The sequence below is a fragment of the Streptomyces sp. NPDC005805 genome (assembly GCF_040630445.1).
GTDB lineage: Bacteria > Actinomycetota > Actinomycetes > Streptomycetales > Streptomycetaceae > Streptomyces.
Genome location: NZ_JBEXXN010000067.1, coordinates 15,592 through 33,343, shown reverse-complemented (window position 1 = coordinate 33,343; position 17,752 = coordinate 15,592). Strand labels below are relative to the sequence as shown.

Here is a 17,752-nt window from a genome sequence, read left to right as displayed (position 1 = left end):
AGACACACATGACGGTGATCTTCGCGAACTCTCAGACCGCGAAGATCACCACCGTCGACTACAAGCAGCAGTTGATCAATTACCCAACACTTTCTTAGCCGCTTCGGGGCCGGCCACCCAGTGGCAGGCCGCCCGGGCGGCCGGGGCCGCGGGCAGGACCGGCAGGTCCGTGGTGCGGCAGGCGCCCGCCACGGCGTCCGCCGCACCGGAGGCGAGGACCTGGCAGCGCGGATGGAACCGGCAGCCGGCCGGGGTGCGGGTGGGGTCCGGGGGCTCGCCCGTGAGGACCACCGGCGGCGTCCCGGACTCGGGCAGCACCGAGAGCAGGGCCCGGGTGTACGGATGCCGGGGCGCGGTCAGGATCTCCTCGACCGGGCCCGACTCCACGATCCGGCCCAGGTACATCACCGCCACCCGGTCCGCGATGTTCCACGCGAGGCCCAGATCGTGGGTCACCACCAGGGCGGAGAGCCCGAGTTCGTCCCGCAGGCGCAGCAGCAGGGCCAGGATCTCGCCGCGCACGGAGGCGTCCAGGGAGGCCACCGGCTCGTCGGCGACGATCAGTTCGGGCTCCAGGACGAGCGCCCCGGCGATGACCACCCGCTGGCGCTGGCCGCCGGACAGCTCGTGCGGATAGCGGAGGAAGAAGCGCTCCGGCGGGCGGAGCCCGGCCCGGGACAGGGCCTCGGCGACGGCGGTGCGCTCGTCGCCGGTGTGGCCGTGGATGCGCAGGCCCTCGGCGACCGCGTCGTAGACGGTGTGGCGGGGGTTGAGGGAGCCGCTCGGGTCCTGGAGGACGAGCTGCACCCGCTTGCGGTACTGCCTGAGGGAACGGGAGCCGTAGGCGAGGGGCCTGCCGTCGAAGGAGACCCGGCCGGCCGTCGGCTCGACCAGGCCGAGCAGGGCCCGGGCGAGGGTGGTCTTGCCGCAGCCGGACTCCCCGACGAGGGCGACGATCTCACCCGGGCCGACCGCGAGGTCCACCCCGTCGACCGCGCGGGCCGCCGGCGCGCCGCGGCGGCCGGGGAAGGTGACGTGCAGGGCTTCGGCGGCCAGCAGGGCGGGCGGGGCCGTGGTCTCGGTCACGGGTGTGTGGCCTCCGTCCGGGTCACGAGCAGACAGGCGGCCCGCCGCCCCTCGCCCGCCGGTGCGAGGACCTGGTCCTCGTGGGCGCAGGCGTCGAGCGCGGACGGGCAGCGGGGGTGGAAGGCGCAGCCGGCGGGGAGCGCCGCCGGGTCCGGCGGGTCGCCCGGCAGACCGCGCGGGGCGCGCCGGGAGGCCGGGTCGCCGATCCGGGGGAAGGCGGCGGAGAGGGCCTTGCCGTACGGGTGGCGGGCGGCCTCGTGGACGGCGCGGGCCGGGCCCTCCTCGACGATCCGGCCCGCGTACATCACGGCCAGTTCGTCGCAGGTGTCGGCGAGGACGCCCAGGTCGTGGCTGATCATCAGCAGGCTGATGTCCTGCTCGGCGACGAGCTGTTCGATCAGCCGGAGGATCTGCGCCTGGATCATCACATCGAGCGCGGTGGTCGGTTCGTCGGCGACGATCAGCCGCGGGTCGCAGGCGAGGGCCATGGCGATCATGACGCGCTGGCGCTGGCCGCCGGAGAGCTCGTGCGGATAGGCGTCGGCGCGGCTCACCGGCAGGCCGACGTGCTGGAGGAGTTCGCCGACCCGGCGGCGGGCCTCGGCGGCGGTGGCGGCCCGGCGGTGCAGCAGGACCGGCTCGGCGATCTGGTCCCCGATCCGGTGCACGGCGTTGAGGGAGTGCATCGCGCCCTGGAACACGATCGACGCCCCCGCCCAGCGCACCGCGCGCAGCCGCCCCCACTTCATGGTGAGCACGTCCTCGCCGTCGAGCAGGATCTCGCCCCGCAGCCGCGCCGAGGGCGGCAGCAGTCGCAGCAGGGCGAGGGCCAGGGTCGACTTGCCGCAGCCGGACTCCCCGGCGACCCCCAGCTTCCGCCCGGCCGCCAGGGTGAGGTCCACCCCGCGCACGGCGGGCACCGCGTCCGGTCCCGAACCGTAGGTGACATGCAGGTCGTTGACCTGGAGTACACTCAACGCGCCACCCCCAGCTTCGGGTTGAGCGCCGACTCGACGGCCCGTCCGCACAGGGTGAAGGCCAGGGCCACCAGGGCGATGGCGATGCCGGGCGGCGCCAGGTACCACCAGTGCCCGGAGGAGACCGCGCCCGCCTCCCGCGCGTCCTGGAGCATCCCGCCCCAGGAGACCACCGTGGGATCGCCGAGTCCGAGGAAGGCGAGGGTCGCCTCGGTGAGGATGGCGCTGGAGATGCCGAGGGTGGTCTGCGCGAGGACCAGGGGCATCACATTGGGCAGCACATGGCGGTTCATGATGTGCCCGTGCCCGCCGCCGAGGGCCTTGGCCCGCTCGATGTACGGGCGGGACTCGACCGCGATGGTCTGCGCCCGCACCAGCCGGGCGGTGGTCGGCCAGCTCGTCACCCCGATGGCGACGATCACCGTCCACATGCTGCGGGACATCACGGTGGCGAGCACGATCGCCAGCACCAGCGCCGGCATCACCAGGAACCAGTCGGTGACGCGCATCAGGACGGTGGCGAACCAGCCGCCGTAGTGCCCGGCGACGATGCCGACCAGGGTCCCGATGGCCACCGACAGGGCCGCGGCCAGCAGCCCGACGACCAGGGAGATCCGCGCGCCCCACACCAGCAGACCGAGCAGGGAGCGCCCGAACTGGTCGGTGCCGAGCGGGAATTCGCCGCTCGGGGACTCCAGGGCGGTGCCGGGGGCGTTCGTCACGCTCTGCACGTCCGAGCCGACGAGCAGGGGCGCGGCCAGGGCGGTCAGGGCGATGGCGGCGAGCACCCCGAGGCCGAACAGCCCGGCCCGGTGGGAGCGGTAGGCCGCCCAGAAGCGGACCGCCGAACGCCGGCGGCGCGCCCGGGCGAGGGCGCGAGCGGACTGCGGGGCGTCGGTCCCGGCCCGCTTCACGGGGGACGTGGGAGTCGTGGTCATCGGCCCACCCGTGGGTCGAGCAGCGGATACAGCAGGTCGGCGAGGAGGTTCATCAGGATCATGGCGCCCGCGAAGACGACGAACAGGCCCTGGACGAGCGGCAGATCGGGCACGCTCAGTGCCTGGTAGAACAGGCCGCCCAGGCCCGGCCAGGAGAACACCGTCTCGACCAGGATCGAACCGGCCGCCACGCGGCCGAGATTGATGAACACCATGGTCACGGTCGGCAGCAGGGCGTTCGGCACGGCGTGGCCGCGCCGTACGGCGTCGTCCCGCAGGCCCTTGGCACGGGCGGTGGTCAGGTAGTCGCTGCCCATCTCGTCCAGCAGCGAGGAACGCATCACCAGCAGGGTCTGGGCGTAGCCGACGGCGACCAGGGTGAGCACCGGGAGGACCATGTGGTGGGCGATGTCGACCACCCGGGCGAAGCCCTCCGTGTCGCCGGACTCCATGCCCCCGGTGGGGAAGAGGCCCGGAATCGGGCCGACGCCCACCGAGAAGGTGATGATCAGCAGCAGCCCCAGCCAGAACGACGGCACCGACCAGAGGGTGAGCGCCACCCCGGTGTTCAGCCGGTCCCCGAGGCTGCCGTGCCGCCACGCGGAGCGGGTGCCCAGCCACAGCCCGAGGGCCGAGTAGAGGAGGACGGCGACGCCGGTCAGCAGCAGCGTCGCCGGCACCTTCTCGGCGATCAGCTCACCGACCGGCGCGCGGAACTGGTACGACATCCCGAGGTCGCCGGTGAGGGCCTTGGCGCAGTAGTCGGTGAACTGCTGCCACAGCGGCTGGTCCAGCCCGAACTGCCGCCGCAGGGTGGCCATCTGCTCGGCGGACGTCGGCATGCCGTGCGTCATCGCCTTCACCGGGTCGCCCGGGATGATCCGGAACAGGAAGAAGCTGGTGACCAGCACGGCCAGCAGGGAGACCGCCGCCCCGCCGAGCTTCCCCGCCGCGTGGACGAGATAGGCGCGGGCGCCGCCCCCGCCGCCCGTGGCGCGGGCCTCGGGGGCCCGCGCCACGTCGGCCGGTGTGCCGGTGGTGCTCGTCGTGCTCATCGACTATTCACGGTCTTCCACGGTGGAACGGCGCCGGATCGCGACGAGGACACCGGCGGCGGCGACCAGGGCGACGGCCGCGCCGATTCCGATGACCACCCCGGTGGAGAGGCCCGAGCCGGAGTCCTCCCCGGCCGCGGCGGGCTCGGCCGACCACCAGCTCCAGTAGCCGTCCTGCCCGTAGATGTTGCCCGCGGCCTTCGGCATCGTCGTGATCGACTTGATGTGGTCGGTACGGTACGCCTCCACCGCGTTCGGATACGCGAGGACATTCATGTAGCCCGTGTCGTACAGCCGGGATTCCATCTCCTTGACCAGCGCCGCCCGCTTCGCCGGGTCGTACTCGACGGCCTGCCGCGCGTACAGCTCGTCGAAGCGCTTGTCGCAGATGAAGTTGTCCGTGGCGCCGGTGTCCTTCGGGGTGGCGGGCAGGGCGGCGCAGGTGTGGATGGAGAGCACGAAGTCCGGGTCGGGGTTGACCGACCAGCCGTCGAAGGCCAGGTCGTAGTCGCCCTTGAGCCACGGGTCGGAGACGTTGTCCAGGCACTCGACCTTCAGGCCGATCCCGAGCTCGCCCCACCACTCCTGGAGGTACTTGCCGATGGCCTTGTCGTTGGGGTCGGTGGCGTGGCACAGGATGCGGAAGTCGAGCGGCTTGCCGTCCTTGCCGGTCCGCTTGCCGCCGCCGTTCTTCCGGTAGCCCGCCTCGTCCAGCAGCCGCGCCGCCTTCGCCGGGTCGTAGGCGATCTTCTGGGCCGCGCCGGGCTTCCAGAAGTAGGAGGAGAAGCGCGGCGGGATGTAGCCCTCGCCCTCGGCCGCGTGGCCCTGGAAGACCTTGTCGACGATGGTGGTGCGGTCCGTGGCGTGGAAGAGGGCCTTGCGGACGGCCGGGTCCTGGAGGGCCTTGTGGCCGTTGCCGAACTTCTTGCCGTCCTTGGACCGCGCGCCCGGGTTGGTGGCGAGGGCGAAGAAGCGCCGGCCGGGAGCGTCGTTGACCTTGATGTCCTCGGTCTTCCCGAGCGCCGTGGCCTGGGCGGGGGTGAGGCCCTGGACGAAGGACACCTCGCCCTTGCGCAGGGCCGCGACCGCGGCGTCACCGTCCTTGTAGTACTTGAAGACCAGCTCGTCGAACTTGGGCGCGCCCCGCCAGAAGTCCTTGTTGGGGGCCAGCCGCACATACTGGTCGACCTTGAAGTCGGTGATGACGAAGGGGCCGTTGCCGACGATCGGGAACTGCTTGTCGTTGTTGAAGGCGGAGAAGTCCCCGACCTTCTCCCATACGTGCTTGGGCACGATCGGGACGTCCAGCGCGGTCATCGTGGCCTGCGGCTTCTTCAGCTCGATGACGAGGGTCCGGGCGTCGGGCGCGGTGACCTTCTCGAAGTTGGCGGTGAAGCTGCCGTTGGCGGTCGCCGCGTCCGGGTCGCTCATCATCTTGTTGAACGTCCAGGCCGCGTCCTTGGCGGTGGCCGGCCTGCCGTCGGACCACGTCGAGTCGTCCCGGATGGTGTACGTCCAGGTCAGCTTGTCCGCGGACGGCTTCCACTCGGTGGCGAACCCGGGGATCGTACGGCCGTCCTCGGGGTCGTAGTTGGTGAGGTACTCGTAGGCCAGCCGGTGGATGGAGGTGCTCACCAGACGGGCGGCCAGGAACGGGCTCAGGGAGTCCACGCTCTGCGAGACCGCGACCGTCAGCACCTTCTTGCCGTCCGCGGCGGCGAGGGCTTGTGCCTGGGGCTGGGCCGGGGGCCGGGCGTGGGCCTGGGGGGCCACCGCGCCGGCCAGGAGCACCGCGGCGGCGAGGGAGGCGGCGAGGGCGCGCCGCGGTCGGGGGCGTGGCCGGACGGTGCGGTGCGGAACCTTGTGGACCATGGGACGGTGACCTCGCGTCATGACTCGCTCGGAGAAGGCGGGTTGGTGATCTCGGGTTCGCCAATTGGTGAAGCGAAGGTTTATCAGTGAGGTCATGCCGCGTCAACGGCCGCCCAAACCCCGTGTGGTCTGCGGGAATACGCCGAGGACCCGCATCGTCGAGCCGATGCGGGTCCTCATTGGTCCAGTCCTCTGCCGCCTTACTGCTGAGGGGCTGGCGGCGCCTGCGGGGGTCCCTGCTGTCCCCATCCCGGGGGCGGCGGCGGGGAGTTGGGATCCGGCTGGGCGGGGTGCGGATCCGGCTGCCCGGGTGCGGCGGGTGCGGCGGGTGCGCCCGGTGTGCCGGGCGGCGGGGGTGCGGCGGGAGTCGTGGGGGACTGCGCCTGGGACGGCGGGGACTGCTGCCAGCCCTGCGGCGGGTAACCCTGCTGGGGGACGCCGTATGCCTGCGGCTGCTGAGGGTGCGGCTGCTGCTGGTGGTGCGGCGGGGGCTGGGGGCCGCCGTGCTGGGGGTGCGGGGGCTGGGGCTGCTGTTGGGGGTGCTGCGGGTGCTGCGGGTAGGGGTGCTGGGGCTGCTGGGGCTGCTGGGGCGGGTACGGCTGGGCGCCGCCGCCTTGCCACGGCTGTCCCGGGATCTGCTGGACCGGCATCGGCTGGCCCGGCATCGGCTGGCCCGGCATCGGCGGGGCGGCCTGCGGCGGCGGGTTGCCGTCGGCCGTCCACAGCCCCTGCTGCTGCTGGGCGCGGACGAAGTCCTCGGCGATCAGGGCCGAGAGGTTGAAGTACGCCTCACGGGTCTTGGGCCGCATCATGTCCAGGTCGACCTCGGCGCCGGCCGCCAGGTGCTCGTCGAACGGCACCACGACCACACCGCGGCAGCGGGTCTGGAAGTGCGCCACGATGTCGTCCACCTTGATCATCTTTCCGGTCTCGCGGACCCCGGAGATCACGGTGATCGAACGCTGCACCAGGTCCGCGTAGCCGTGCGCGGACAGCCAGTCCAGCGTGGTCGAGGCGCTGCTCGCCCCGTCGACGGAGGGCGTCGAGATGATGATCAGCTGGTCGGCCAGGTCCAGCACCCCGCGCATCGCGCTGTAGAGCAGGCCCGTGCCGGAGTCCGTGAGGATGATCGGGTACTGCTTGCCGAGGACGTCGATCGCCCGGCGGTAGTCCTCGTCGTTGAACGTGGTGGACACGGCCGGGTCCACGTCGTTCGCGATGATCTCCAGCCCGGACGGCGCCTGCGAGGTGAACCGGCGGATGTCCATGTAGGAGTTGAGGTACGGGATCGCCTGCACCAGGTCGCGGATGGTCGCACCGGTCTCCCGGCGGACCCGGCGGCCGAGGGTGCCGGCGTCCGGGTTGGCGTCGATGGCGAGGATCTTGTCCTGCCGCTCGGTGGCCAGCGTCGAGCCGAGGGCGGTGGTGGTCGTCGTCTTGCCGACGCCGCCCTTGAGGGAGATGACCGCGATCCGGTAGCAGGAGAGCACCGGCGTGCGGATCAGGTCGAGCTTCCGCTGCCGCTCGGCCTCCTCCTTCTTGCCGCCCAGCTTGAAGCGGTTGGCGGCGGACGGGCCCCGGCTGGACTTGGGCTTGGGCTTGTTGTTGCGCAGCAGCCGGTCCGAGGACAGCTCCACGGCGGCCGTGTAGCCGAGGGGAGCACCGGGGACCGAGCGCTCCCGCTGGTCGTGCGCGACGGGGCTGGGCCAGGCGGCCCCGGTACGCGGGTCGACGGCACCGGGGGCGGGGGCGTGGCCGCCCGGGGCGGGGTTGGCGGCGGGGCCGCCGGGACCGGGCTGCGGCGGGATGCCGGGCGCGTGCGGGCCGGGCGCGTGTGCGCCCGGGGCCTGCGGGGGGAGTTGGCCCGGCTGGGCTGCCTGCTGCTGCGGGAAGCCGTACCCACCGGGCTGCGGGGCGCCGGGCTGGGGGAACCCGTAGCCGCCGGGGGCGGGGGGCTGGTTCGCGGGGGCCGGTGCGGGCGCCGGGGCCTGGGCGCCCGGGGGCTGCTGACCGGGCGCGCCGGGCTGTCCGTGCGGGCCGGGCTGCGGGAAGCCGTAGCCGCCGCCCTGCGGGGCGGGTGCGCCGGGTGCTGCTCCCTGCTGCGGGACGCCGTACCCGCCGGGCTGCGGAGCCGGGGCCGGGGGCGCGGCGTTCTGCTGCGGGAAGCCGTAGCCACCAGGGGCCTGTTCGGGCGTGCCCGACTGCGGGAAGCCGTAGCCGCCGGGCTGGGCCTGTGCGGCTGCCGGGGCCCACGGGGCTCCCGTGCCGGGGCCCGGTGCGGGCTGCTGCGGAGCCGGCGGGCCCTGCGGGGGAGCGGACTGGTCGGCGGTGGGCGCGGTGCCGGGCCACTGCTGCGCGGCGGCCGGGGCCGCCGGCTGGTAGGCGGGCGGCAGGGGCGGCAACCCGGGCTGCGGCACGGCACCGGGCGCGGGCGCCCAGGGCTGCGGCGCGGCGGGCGGCGCGTCCTGGGGCTCGGCGGCCGGGACGGCGTCCTGCGCGGGGGCCGCGGGGACGGCCGGCGGGGGCGTGTCCTGCGGCTCGGCGGGAGGTGTGGCGTCGGACGCCGGGCTCGCGGCGGGCACGGCGTCCTGCGGCTCGTCGGCGGCGGGCTCGTCGACGGGTGTCGCGGTCGCAGCGGGCTCGTCGGCGGGGGCGGCCGAGCCGTCGGCGACCGGGGCCTTGTCCGGGTCGCTGTCGGCGGTCGCGGAGGGCGCGGAGTCCGGTGCGTCGTCGTCCGGGGACGCGTCGGCGGTGGGCGCGGTCTCGTCGTCGGCGGTCCGCGCGCCGGTCGTCGCGTCGGCGGAGCTGTCTTCGTCGGCGACGGGCGCCGGCACCTCGTCGGCGTCGCCCACCGGGGCCTCCTCCGCCTGCGGCGCGGGCGCGACCGGTTCGTCGGCGGCCTTCCCCGCCGCGACCGGGTCGGCGTCGGCCGCGGTCGCGGCGGCGTCGGGCGACGGCTCGTCCCCCGCGCGCCCGGCCATCTCGCGCCGGAGCGCGGCCGGGGAGAAGCGCATGGTGGAGCCGCTCTCCAGGTCGCCGTTGTCGAACGCGTCCGCCGGAGGCGTCGCGGGAGCGGACGGGGTGGCCGGGGGAGTCGGGGGAGTCGGAGAAGCCGGGGGAGCCGACGGCGTCGCGGGGACGGGCGTGTACGGCCCCGGCTCCTGCGCGGCGGCGGGCGACGGCTGCTGCGGGAGACCCGGCGCGACGGGCCCCGGGTCCTGCGCCGCAGAAGCGGCGGGCACGGCGGGCACGGCAGGCGCCTCGGGCCCGGCGGGCGTCGAAGGCGTCACGGGCGGTGCCGTCGGGGCGGCGGGCGGCTGGGGCGGCGTCGGGGACCAGTGGGGCTCGAAGCCGCTGCCCGCGGGCAGCCCCGGCACCTGGACCGGCGCGCCCTGCGGCGGCGGAGGCGGGGTCGACTGGGACCCGGCGCCCCCCGAGGCGTCCCCGGACGCGTTCTGCGTGTACCAGGCGGGCGGGGTGTAGTCGATGGTGAACTCGCCCGTCAGCTCCGCGGGCTCCGCGTCGGACTCGTCGACGGGAAGGTTCCACTCCCCGTGGATGTCGTCCCGATCGCTGTTCACTGTGCCTCCTGGTGTGGTCGAGCACCCTTGTGCCGTCGTGGGTGGGGGCGACCGCTGACGTCGGATCGGCCCGGCTCTCCCCTGGGCCGTGTCCGAAGGTTCTTCTGCCGCGCCCTCACCCACCCTAATCGCCAACGACACCGCACCGGCAGGCCCGTCCGCCCCTCGTGACAAGTCCCGCACGTCACTTTCTGCCCGCGTGTGACACGGGCGGTCCGAAGCGTGAGAACGGCCCGGTGCCTATCGGGGTGAACTCGGCATTCGGGACCCGGAGGTCCTGCCGCCCCGACACGTCACCGGGCCCTGGTGGGACTCGTCACTTGAGGTCGAACTCGCCGTCCCGCGCACCGAGCACAAAGGCCCGCCACTCCGCCTCCGTGTACCGCAGCACCGTGTCCGGATCGAGCGAGGAGCGCATGGCGACCGCCCCGTTCGGCAGGTGGGCGATCTCGACGCGCTCCTCGTCCGGGCTGGTCCCGGGCGGGCCCTCCCATTCGACGCCGGAGATGTCCAAGGCGTACAGCTCGTCCTTTTCCTGCGCGCTGCCCATCGGGGTTCCTTTCGTCGAGGCCGGATGAACGGCTCAAAAGCCTCATGACGTCGCGTAGTTGATGCTCGCGCAGCGTCACCGACCAGCATCCTAGTGTGCCCGGTCCGCCGACCGGGCGGCCGCGTACGGGCCCTGTTCGCGCCCGGTGCGCCCTCGTCCCTCAGTCCATCCGCCGGGGCATGCCGAGCAGCCCGGACTCCGCGTCCGTCGCGCTCGTCATCACCCACTGGCGCTCCCGGCCCGCGCACCACAGGGTCACACCGTCCGCCAGGGTCGGCAGGGCGTCGACCTCCTGCCGCGTCAGACCGAGTATCCGCCCGATCTGCTGGGCTTCCTGAGGGGACACCCGCTGCACCCCGACCAGCGTCGAGGAGCGCATCAGACGGGGCGCCACCGGGCTCAGATAGGGGAGCAGCGTCAGCACCGACTGCCAGGGCGCCGAGACCACCCGCCCGCGCGGCGGCCGCATCCCGCAGTCCCGGACCACCACCACCGGACTGCCCACGCTCGCGCCCGTCGGCGGGACCCGCCCCACGTCGTGCAGCGTGATGCATTCAAGGCCCGCGCCGGCCGCCTGCGCCAGCGTCGTCCAGGCGTGGGCGCGTCCGGTCTCCACCGACACCCGCGCGCCCGTGCCCGCCGCGCGCAGCGCCAGCACCTGCGCCGTCCACAGACCGCCGATCAGCAGCACCTCGTAGGGCACGGACCGGTGGAAGCCCACCATCTGGGTCCGGCCCTCGGCGTCCTCGCCGATGACCACGCCGTCGTCGCCCACCGGCAGGGAGAGCGCGCCGAGATGGTCCGCGGGGATCGAGTGCCCCCGGTGCCGGGGGCCGATCAGGCCCCGCAGCCCGCCCCTCGGCCCGGTCGTCGTCGCGCCGCGGCCCGTCATCGCGTTCCTCCCAGAGGCATCGTCGCCAGTGCGCCCGGCAGTTGCTCGCGGTCCAGCCGCAGCAGCCCGACCTTCGCGCCGCGCGCGGCCTGCTCCAGGGCCCGCCGCACACCGACCAGTTCGGTGTCCGAGCCGCCGGTGATACGGACGTGCCCGCTGATGTCCATCGCGCCCTGCCGCGCCCCGCGCCGGACCGCCAGGCTGATCGTCGTCGCATGCGCCGGGACGGCGGTGAGCAGGGCGACCAGCCGGGGCAACGGGGTCGCCTCCCGGCCCAGTTCGGGCCACCGGCCGACCGCGTACGTCGTGTGCCAGCGGTCGTCGCAGCGCCAGACCCGGGAGGTCTCGGTGGTGCGCCGCTGCGGCGCGGTGTCCGGCCGCCCGGCCCGGGCGGCGGCACGCGGCGAGGCGCAGGCGGCCGTGGCGACCGCCGAGTTGAGCTCGTCCTGGTCGAGGACGGACGCTTGGAAGCCGGCGCCCGTGACCCGGCTGGCCACATGGTCCGCCACCCGGGCCAGGCAGCGCTGCGCACCGCCGAGCCCGCCGCCGCGCGCCTCGACGGCCTCCGGGCACAGCTCCGGGTCCAGCTTCACGGCGATCCACGTCATCCGCAGCGCCGGGGCGCCCGTCTTCTCCTGGAGCGGGGCGTACGAGAGGCGCGCCACCGACTGCTGCGGCAGATGCGGTGCGGGAGCCGGGCGCACCTGCTGCACCAACTGCACCGAGTCCGCCTCGATGTCGTCGACCCGCAGGGCGTCCCCGAGCAGGGCGAGCGGCAGTGCCCGCGCCCCGGCCGCCGGGCGCAGCGCGGCACTGCTCGCCTCCACGCGCACCACGGCGGTGAGGAAGGAGCCGTCCCCCAGCATCCCGACGGTGCGGCGGTCGCGGTCGACATAAGGGGAGGCGCGGAAGCCGGGGACGCTCTCGGTGACCGGCGCGAGCGAGGGGTCGCCGTCCGCGGGCGCGGGCTCGGTGTTGCGGGTGCGTGCGCGCAACGCGGCGGCCGAGGCCAGCCACTCCTGGATCGCCTGCCCCCGGCGGCGGACCACGGCCAGCAGCACCAGCAGCGCGGCCACGGCCCCGGTCGGCACCAGCCACATCCCGCCGAGCACGAAGCCGACCGCCACCAGGGCCAGCGCCGATTCCACCAGCACGAGTTGACGCACCTGGAACGGCCCGACGCGGCCTGCCCGCGACAGCGGCCGCAGGGTCGTCCGCGACGGGGGGACCGGGCGCGCGCCGGGGCTCGCGCCCTCCGGGCTCCGACGGTCGTTGCTGCGTTGCCGTCGGGAACTTCCGGAGCCCTGAGCGATGGTGCGCCTGTTCCGCGTGCGCGTCGCCGTAGCCATCGCCGCGTTGCCCCCTCGTGTCCGTATTGACCGTGTTCCGCCGGGCGTTCACCGGGGCGACGAGCCTACCTGAGCAGGAGTGCGCCGGTGCCGCCAGGCATAGTGGGGGCGGCACGGCCGCGGGCCACCCGTGCGGCGTGTGGGAACCTGGTCGCCCGACGGGGGAGAGGGACTGCGAACAGATGGCATCACGACGGGACGAACTGAACGCCTACACCTTCGCGAAGCGAAGGCTCGTCGCCCAGTTCCTGCAGCCGAACTCCACCGGCTCCGAGGAGGCCGCCCCCCGGCCCCTGCGCGCGGTCGTCCCCGGCGCCATCGTCGGCGTGGTCGTCCTCGCGGTCTTCGCGGCCTGGGGCATGTTCAAGCCCGTCGCGCCGAAGGGCTGGGACAAGGCCGGCGAGAACGTCATCATCGCCAGCAAGTCCACCACCCGGTACGTCGTCCTCAGGACCGACGGCAAGGCGCAGCTCCACCCCGTCCTCAACATGTCCTCCGCCAAGCTCCTCCTCAACGACGGCACCGGCAAGGTCATCAACGTCGACGAGTCCGTCCTCGACAACGGGAAGATCCCGCACGGCCCGACCCTCGGCATCCCCTACGCCCCGGACCGGCTGCCCGACGCCAAGGACGCGGGCGAGGCGAAGCGCTGGGCCGTGTGCGAGCGGCCCGGCGAGGGCGGCCGGACGATCCAGAAGGCCGCGTTCGTCCTCGCCGAGCGGGAGGAGAAGCTGACGGAGGGCCCGAACCGGCTCACCGGCGGTGAACTCCTCTATGTGGAAGGGCCCGACGGCAAGCGCCATGTCGTGGACGCGCGGGGCCGCGCGTACCCGGTGGCGGACGACCCGCTCCTCCTCCAGCTCGTCGTCGGCCAGAACCGGGCGCCGCAGCGGGTGTCCGCCGCCTGGCTGGCCACCCTCCACCGGGGCGACCCGGTCGCCATCCCCACCGTCCCCGGCACCCCCGGCGCACCGGCCGGCATCGCGGGCCTGCCCGAGGAGGCGAACAAGGTCGGCATGGTGCTCCTCGCCACGGACGGCAACCGCAAGCGTCAGTTCGTCGTCCTCAAGAACCGGGTGGCGCCCGTCTCCGACTTCACGGCGAAGCTGCTGCTCGACAGCAAGCAGCTCTCCGACCTCGGCCAGGGCGGCCAGGCGACGCCGGTGAGCGCCGGCGACTTCCGCCCGGGCACCCCGTTCAACGGCGAGGTGACCTGGCCGACGGAGAGCCCCGAGGCGGTCAACGACGCCGGCACCGCGTCCGGCAGCCGCAACACCGTCTGCAACGTGCTGCGCTCGGTGGACCGCGACAACGGGGCCACCACCCTCAGCACCTGGTCCGGCAAGGACTTCCCCGCCACCCTGCCGACCGGCTCCACCAGCGCGTACGTCACCCCGGGCTCCGGGCTGCTCTTCCGTCAGATCAAGGGCTCCGCGACGAAGACCGGCTTCCTCTTCCTCGCCACGGACACCGGGCTGCGGTACGCGATGCAGTCCAACGGCGACAGCGCCACCGAGGACTCCGGCATCGGCTCCGACTCGGGGGCGTCCGGCAAGAAGAAGGAGCAGGTCGCCACCGAGGCCCTCCAGGCGCAGAAGAAGCTGGGCTACGAGAACGTCGCCCCGCTGCCGATCCCGGCCGAGTGGTCGGCCTTCCTGCCCACGGGCCCGCGGCTCTCGGCGGGCGCCGCGAACCAGCCGCAGGGTTCCTGAGGAGGGCCGCCGATGACTCCTCCCGCCCCCGTGCGTGTTCCCTCCGCCTACGTACGACCGGCGGCCGCCGCTGCCGCCGCCCTCACCCTCGTCGGACTCCCGCTGCTGTCCGCCACGGACGCCGCGGCGGACAGCACCCAGTGCCGCTTCGACGGCAAGGTCTACACCGGCCGCCCATGGGCCCTCCAGCGGGTGCTGCTGGACGAGGTGTGGAAGCAGTCCACGGGCAAGAACGTGCGCGTCGCGGTCATCGACACCGGCGTCGACGTCCGTCACCCCCAGCTCAAGAAGGCCGTGGACACCAAGAGCGGCGTCAACCTCATCCCGAGGAACGCCAAGGACTCCCAGGGCAACAAGCTGAAGCGCGGCAAGGCCAACGGCACCACGGACACCGTCGGCCACGGCACCAAGGTCGCCGGCATCATCGCCGCCCGCCCGGCCGAGGGCACCGGCTTCACGGGCCTCGCGCCCGACGCGACGGTCATCCCCGTCCAGCAGAACGACGCGTTCGGCAACGGCACCGCCAAGACCCTCGCCGCGGCCATCCGGCACGCCATGGCCGAGGACGCCGACGTGATCAACATCTCCCAGGACACGGCGGACGCGACCGAACCGGACCCGGCCCTCAAGGCCGTCGTGGACGAGGCGCTGGCCAAGGACATCGTGATCGTCGCCTCGGCCGGCAACGACGGACTCGGCGGCAACGTCAAGAAGACCTACCCGGCCTCGTACGAGGGCGTGCTCGCCGTGGCCGCCTCGGACCGCAACAACGAGCGCGCGCTGTTCTCCCAGTCCGGCGACTTCGTGGGCGTCGCGGCGCCGGGCGTCGACATCGTGACGACCGTCCCGGGCGGCGGACACTGCGCCGACAACGGCACCAGCTTCTCCGCCCCGTACGTCGCGGGAGTCGCCGCTCTGATCAAGAGCAAACACCCCGACTGGGAACAGGAGGAGATCGTCGCCCAGATCCAGCAGACCGCGGAACGCTCGGTCGCGGGCCACGACCGCCTGGTCGGCTGGGGCGTCGTGGACCCGGTGCGCGCCCTGACCGAGGACGACAAACCCCTCCGGAAGCCCGTCGCCCGCGAGGGCGTCACCCGCGCCGAGGCCCCGACGGTGAACGCGGCCCACCTCGGCGAGACCCCCCAGGAACGCAAGGCGCGCCTGGCGACCTATGTGGTGGTCGGCGGCGGCATCCTCGTCGCGGCCGCCACCGGAACCGCCATCGCTCTGCGCGACTCCCGCCGCCGGCGGGGCACGGGGGGCGGGAACCGCGCGGCCGGTGAGGGCGTGTGAAGAGAAGTCGCGTGACGGACAAGACACTTGGGACTGTCGTACCCGGTGGTTAAGGTGGTAGGCAGTCCGATCGGACAGACGATGATTGCGATCGCACAGCGGTCGGGCGGTACCGGTGTCGCCGGTAGTGCGGGTGGATACGAGCAGTACCAACGGGGAGGAATGGCTCGTGCGTGAGCTGTGGACGGACGGGGGCGGCCGTGGCTGACCTGTCCAAGGGCGTCGACGCTCTGATCAAGTTCCGTGGCGAGGTCGACAAGGCGCTGGCCGATCTGGAGAGCAGCGCGGGCGGCAAGGCCAAGGTCGCCGCGGAGCGTGTGTCGCGTGGGTCGTTCGGCACCGGCATGCCGTTCGCCGAGGCCGACGGCTTCTTCACCGAGTACGCCCGGGTCCACCAGGCCCTGGTGGGCCTGTCCAAGTCCCTGGGCGACCAGATCGAGCTTCTCACCATCGGCGTGCACGCGGCGGACGTTGGCTACAACAACATCGACGAGGAGAAGCGCCGGCGCTTCCACGAGATCCAGGCCCGCCTGGACATCGAACGGGACGAGGCGGAGGCGCGTCAGAAGGCGAAGCAGGAACTGGAGCAGCCGCCGAAGCCTGTCCACGGCGCCACAAGCGGCAAGAAGGATCTGGGGTGACGCACGATGAGCGACGGTAAGAACCCGGTGGCGGGGCCCCAACCTCCTACCCCGGAGCTGACTCCGCAGGAGAAGGAGCAACTCGCCGACGCGGCGAACATCGAGCAGCAGTTCGCCGCCACGGACGTGATCGAACGCCTGCCGGAGATCATGACCTTCTTCGGCACCCCCTCTCCCGGGGTCAGCTTCTTCGGCTCCACGAGCTTCGAGGGACGCAAGCTCAACGAGATGCTGGACCTCCTCGACAGTGCCAACCCGTCGGACCTGGAGGGCGCGGGCAACGGCCTGAAGGCTGCGAACACCGCCATCAACAAAGCGGCCACGGAGCTGGACAAGCTGGTCACGACGACCAATTGGGAGGGCGAGGGCGCGGACGAGTTCCGCCGCTACGGCCGCGAGGTCGTCAAGTACGCGTGGGCGATCGGCAAGATGGCGAACGCGGTCGGCACGCAGATGACTGTGGCGAGCGAAGGGCTCACCTCCGTCCGCAACTCCAAGCCCCCGCGCGACGACCGCCTCGTCCAGAAGGACGTCAAGGCGTTCACCGTCGTCGAGCAGATGGACGACAACCCCGAGTACCAGAAGGCTCTCCAGGTCGAGCGGAACCGCCAGGAGGCCATCAACCAGATGAACCGCCTGGCGTCCTTCTACGCGGTCTCCCAGACCACGCTGAAGGACCAGGAGATCCCGGTGCCGCCGAGGGCGTATGGGGCGGCGGTGCCGTTGCCGTCGCCGGGCTTCTACCAGGAAGGTGGCGCCGAATCCGGTGTCACCGCCGCTTCCAGCGCAGCCCGAGCGGACTTCGTGCGTCCTGCGGAGGCGTCCGTCGACAGTCGGTCGGTACCTGATGTCGACAGTGGTGTGAAGCCCCCGCCTCCCGTTGTTCCTCGGGACACTCAGATGCAGATCGACAGCGTGCAGGCGCCGCCCGCACCGAACCCTGCGCCACAGGTGCCGGTCACCGGTGGCGGTCCCGCCCCTGCCGGTGGGCCGCCCTCCCCGCTGCCGAACGTCCTCGGCGGCCCGCCTCCTCTGGCAAGGTCCGTCGGCACGTCTGGCGTCCCCCGGACCGGAGGCCCCGGTACAGCTGGTCCCGTTGGTCGTGCCGGTGGGCCGGGCGCGTCCCAGCAGCCTCTGGGTCGCGCGACCGGCCCGCTCGGCCAACAGCCGACTGCGGCAGGCCGGGCCCCGGTCGGTGCGTCCGGCCAGCAGCCGCCCGTCGGCCGTGCGACCGGAGTGGGCACGCCGGGCGCTGGCCAGGCCGGACGCCCGGGCTTCGCCGGCGGCACCGGTCAAGTCCCGATGGCGGGACGTGCGGCGTCCACCGGGCAGCCGATGGTCGGCGGCCGACCGGCCGCGGGTGCTCCCCGCGGCACCGGCCGCGCGGACGGCATCGTCGGAGGAACCGCCCAGCAGCGCACCACGGGTGCCACGAACTCCAGGATTCCGCGAGGCACGGTCATCGGGGGAGCGGAGTCGAGGACCGGCGGTCAGGGCACTGCCCGCCCGGGGCAGTCCGGCGTCGTCGGCGGTCCGCAGAGCCAGCAGGCCCGTCCGACCGGACGCACCACGCAGAGCAGGAACGGTGTCGTTGGTGCCCCCTCCACAGGACCTTCTCCCGCCAAGCGCGGCCAGGTCGCGGGTGCCGGCTCCCCGATCGTCGGAGGGAAGGCGCGGAAGCCCGGGCGTCCCGAGGACCGCGAGGGAACCACGCGTCCGGACTATGTGACGGAAGACGAAGAGACCTGGGCGAATCGCCGGCGCGACCCCGTGCCGCCGGTGATCGACTGATCCCCCCACTCG

The 17,752-nt window shown here is 73.4% G+C and carries 13 protein-coding genes; 4 read left to right on the top strand and 9 right to left on the bottom strand.

Going from position 1 to position 17,752, the window contains the following annotated elements:
• Window positions 1-75: 75 nt before the first annotated feature.
• The 9 genes from ABZ457_RS27125 to eccE all read right to left on the bottom strand — a co-directional run bounded on the left by ABZ457_RS27125 (window position 76) and on the right by eccE (window position 12,300).
• Window positions 76-1,086, bottom strand: coding sequence for an ABC transporter ATP-binding protein (locus ABZ457_RS27125; protein ID WP_359162414.1), 1,011 nt, complete (start codon window positions 1,084-1,086; stop codon window positions 76-78).
• A complete protein-coding gene (locus ABZ457_RS27120; protein WP_359162411.1) occupies window positions 1,083-2,063 on the bottom strand; it encodes an ABC transporter ATP-binding protein in 981 nt (326 codons plus the stop codon). Before ABZ457_RS27120 ends, ABZ457_RS27125 begins: the two co-directional genes overlap by 4 nt.
• The gene (locus ABZ457_RS27115; RefSeq protein ID WP_359162408.1) at window positions 2,060-3,001 is read right to left on the bottom strand and encodes an ABC transporter permease; all 942 of its coding nucleotides are present in this window, start codon (window positions 2,999-3,001) and stop codon (window positions 2,060-2,062) included. The genes ABZ457_RS27120 and ABZ457_RS27115 overlap by 4 nt, the downstream gene beginning before the upstream one ends.
• A complete protein-coding gene (locus ABZ457_RS27110; protein WP_359162405.1) occupies window positions 2,998-4,056 on the bottom strand; it encodes an ABC transporter permease in 1,059 nt (352 codons plus the stop codon). The genes ABZ457_RS27115 and ABZ457_RS27110 overlap by 4 nt, the downstream gene beginning before the upstream one ends.
• 3 nt (window positions 4,057-4,059) lie before the next feature.
• Window positions 4,060-5,928, bottom strand: a complete 1,869-nt coding sequence (locus ABZ457_RS27105; RefSeq protein WP_359162402.1) for an ABC transporter substrate-binding protein — start codon at window positions 5,926-5,928, stop codon at window positions 4,060-4,062.
• Window positions 5,929-6,128: 200 nt separating this feature from the next.
• The gene (locus ABZ457_RS27100) at window positions 6,129-9,509 is read right to left on the bottom strand and encodes an SCO5717 family growth-regulating ATPase (RefSeq protein ID WP_359162399.1); all 3,381 of its coding nucleotides are present in this window, start codon (window positions 9,507-9,509) and stop codon (window positions 6,129-6,131) included.
• 316 nt (window positions 9,510-9,825) lie between these two features.
• A complete protein-coding gene (locus tag ABZ457_RS27095; RefSeq protein ID WP_359162396.1) occupies window positions 9,826-10,059 on the bottom strand; it encodes a DUF397 domain-containing protein in 234 nt (77 codons plus the stop codon).
• 160 nt (window positions 10,060-10,219) lie between these two features.
• Entirely contained in the window at window positions 10,220-10,951 is a 732-nt protein-coding gene (locus tag ABZ457_RS27090) for a hypothetical protein (RefSeq protein WP_359162393.1), read from the bottom strand.
• A complete protein-coding gene (eccE, locus tag ABZ457_RS27085; protein ID WP_359162391.1) occupies window positions 10,948-12,300 on the bottom strand; it encodes a type VII secretion protein EccE in 1,353 nt (450 codons plus the stop codon). The genes ABZ457_RS27090 and eccE overlap by 4 nt, the downstream gene beginning before the upstream one ends.
• A 182-nt stretch (window positions 12,301-12,482) precedes the next feature.
• Between eccE and eccB the strand changes: the two genes are divergently transcribed.
• From eccB to ABZ457_RS27065, 4 genes are all read left to right on the top strand, one after another.
• A complete protein-coding gene (eccB, locus tag ABZ457_RS27080) occupies window positions 12,483-14,012 on the top strand; it encodes a type VII secretion protein EccB (protein WP_359162388.1) in 1,530 nt (509 codons plus the stop codon).
• 12 nt (window positions 14,013-14,024) lie between these two features.
• A complete protein-coding gene (mycP, locus tag ABZ457_RS27075; protein WP_359162384.1) occupies window positions 14,025-15,308 on the top strand; it encodes a type VII secretion-associated serine protease mycosin in 1,284 nt (427 codons plus the stop codon).
• Window positions 15,309-15,508: 200 nt separating this feature from the next.
• On the top strand, window positions 15,509-15,949 hold the full coding sequence (locus ABZ457_RS27070; RefSeq protein ID WP_359162382.1) for a hypothetical protein: 441 nt from the start codon (window positions 15,509-15,511) through the stop codon (window positions 15,947-15,949).
• A gap of 6 nt (window positions 15,950-15,955) precedes the next feature.
• Complete coding sequence (locus ABZ457_RS27065) at window positions 15,956-17,740, top strand: hypothetical protein (RefSeq protein ID WP_359162379.1); 1,785 nt, start codon at window positions 15,956-15,958, stop codon at window positions 17,738-17,740.
• Window positions 17,741-17,752 lie beyond the last annotated feature (12 nt).

Excerpts from the sequence above, each read along its gene's own strand:
- ABZ457_RS27115 (WP_359162408.1), bottom strand. The coding sequence starts at position 3,001 with ATGACCACGACTCCCACGTCCCCCGTGAAGCGGGCCGGGACCGACGCC.
- ABZ457_RS27110 (WP_359162405.1), bottom strand. The coding sequence starts at position 4,056 with ATGAGCACGACGAGCACCACCGGCACACCGGCCGACGTGGCGCGGGCC.
- ABZ457_RS27105 (WP_359162402.1), bottom strand. The coding sequence starts at position 5,928 with ATGGTCCACAAGGTTCCGCACCGCACCGTCCGGCCACGCCCCCGACCG.
- ABZ457_RS27095 (WP_359162396.1), bottom strand. The coding sequence starts at position 10,059 with ATGGGCAGCGCGCAGGAAAAGGACGAGCTGTACGCCTTGGACATCTCC.
- ABZ457_RS27090 (WP_359162393.1), bottom strand. The coding sequence starts at position 10,951 with ATGACGGGCCGCGGCGCGACGACGACCGGGCCGAGGGGCGGGCTGCGG.
- eccE (WP_359162391.1), bottom strand. The coding sequence starts at position 12,300 with ATGGCTACGGCGACGCGCACGCGGAACAGGCGCACCATCGCTCAGGGC.
- eccB (WP_359162388.1), top strand. The coding sequence starts at position 12,483 with ATGGCATCACGACGGGACGAACTGAACGCCTACACCTTCGCGAAGCGA.
- mycP (WP_359162384.1), top strand. The coding sequence starts at position 14,025 with ATGACTCCTCCCGCCCCCGTGCGTGTTCCCTCCGCCTACGTACGACCG.
- ABZ457_RS27065 (WP_359162379.1), top strand. The coding sequence starts at position 15,956 with ATGAGCGACGGTAAGAACCCGGTGGCGGGGCCCCAACCTCCTACCCCG.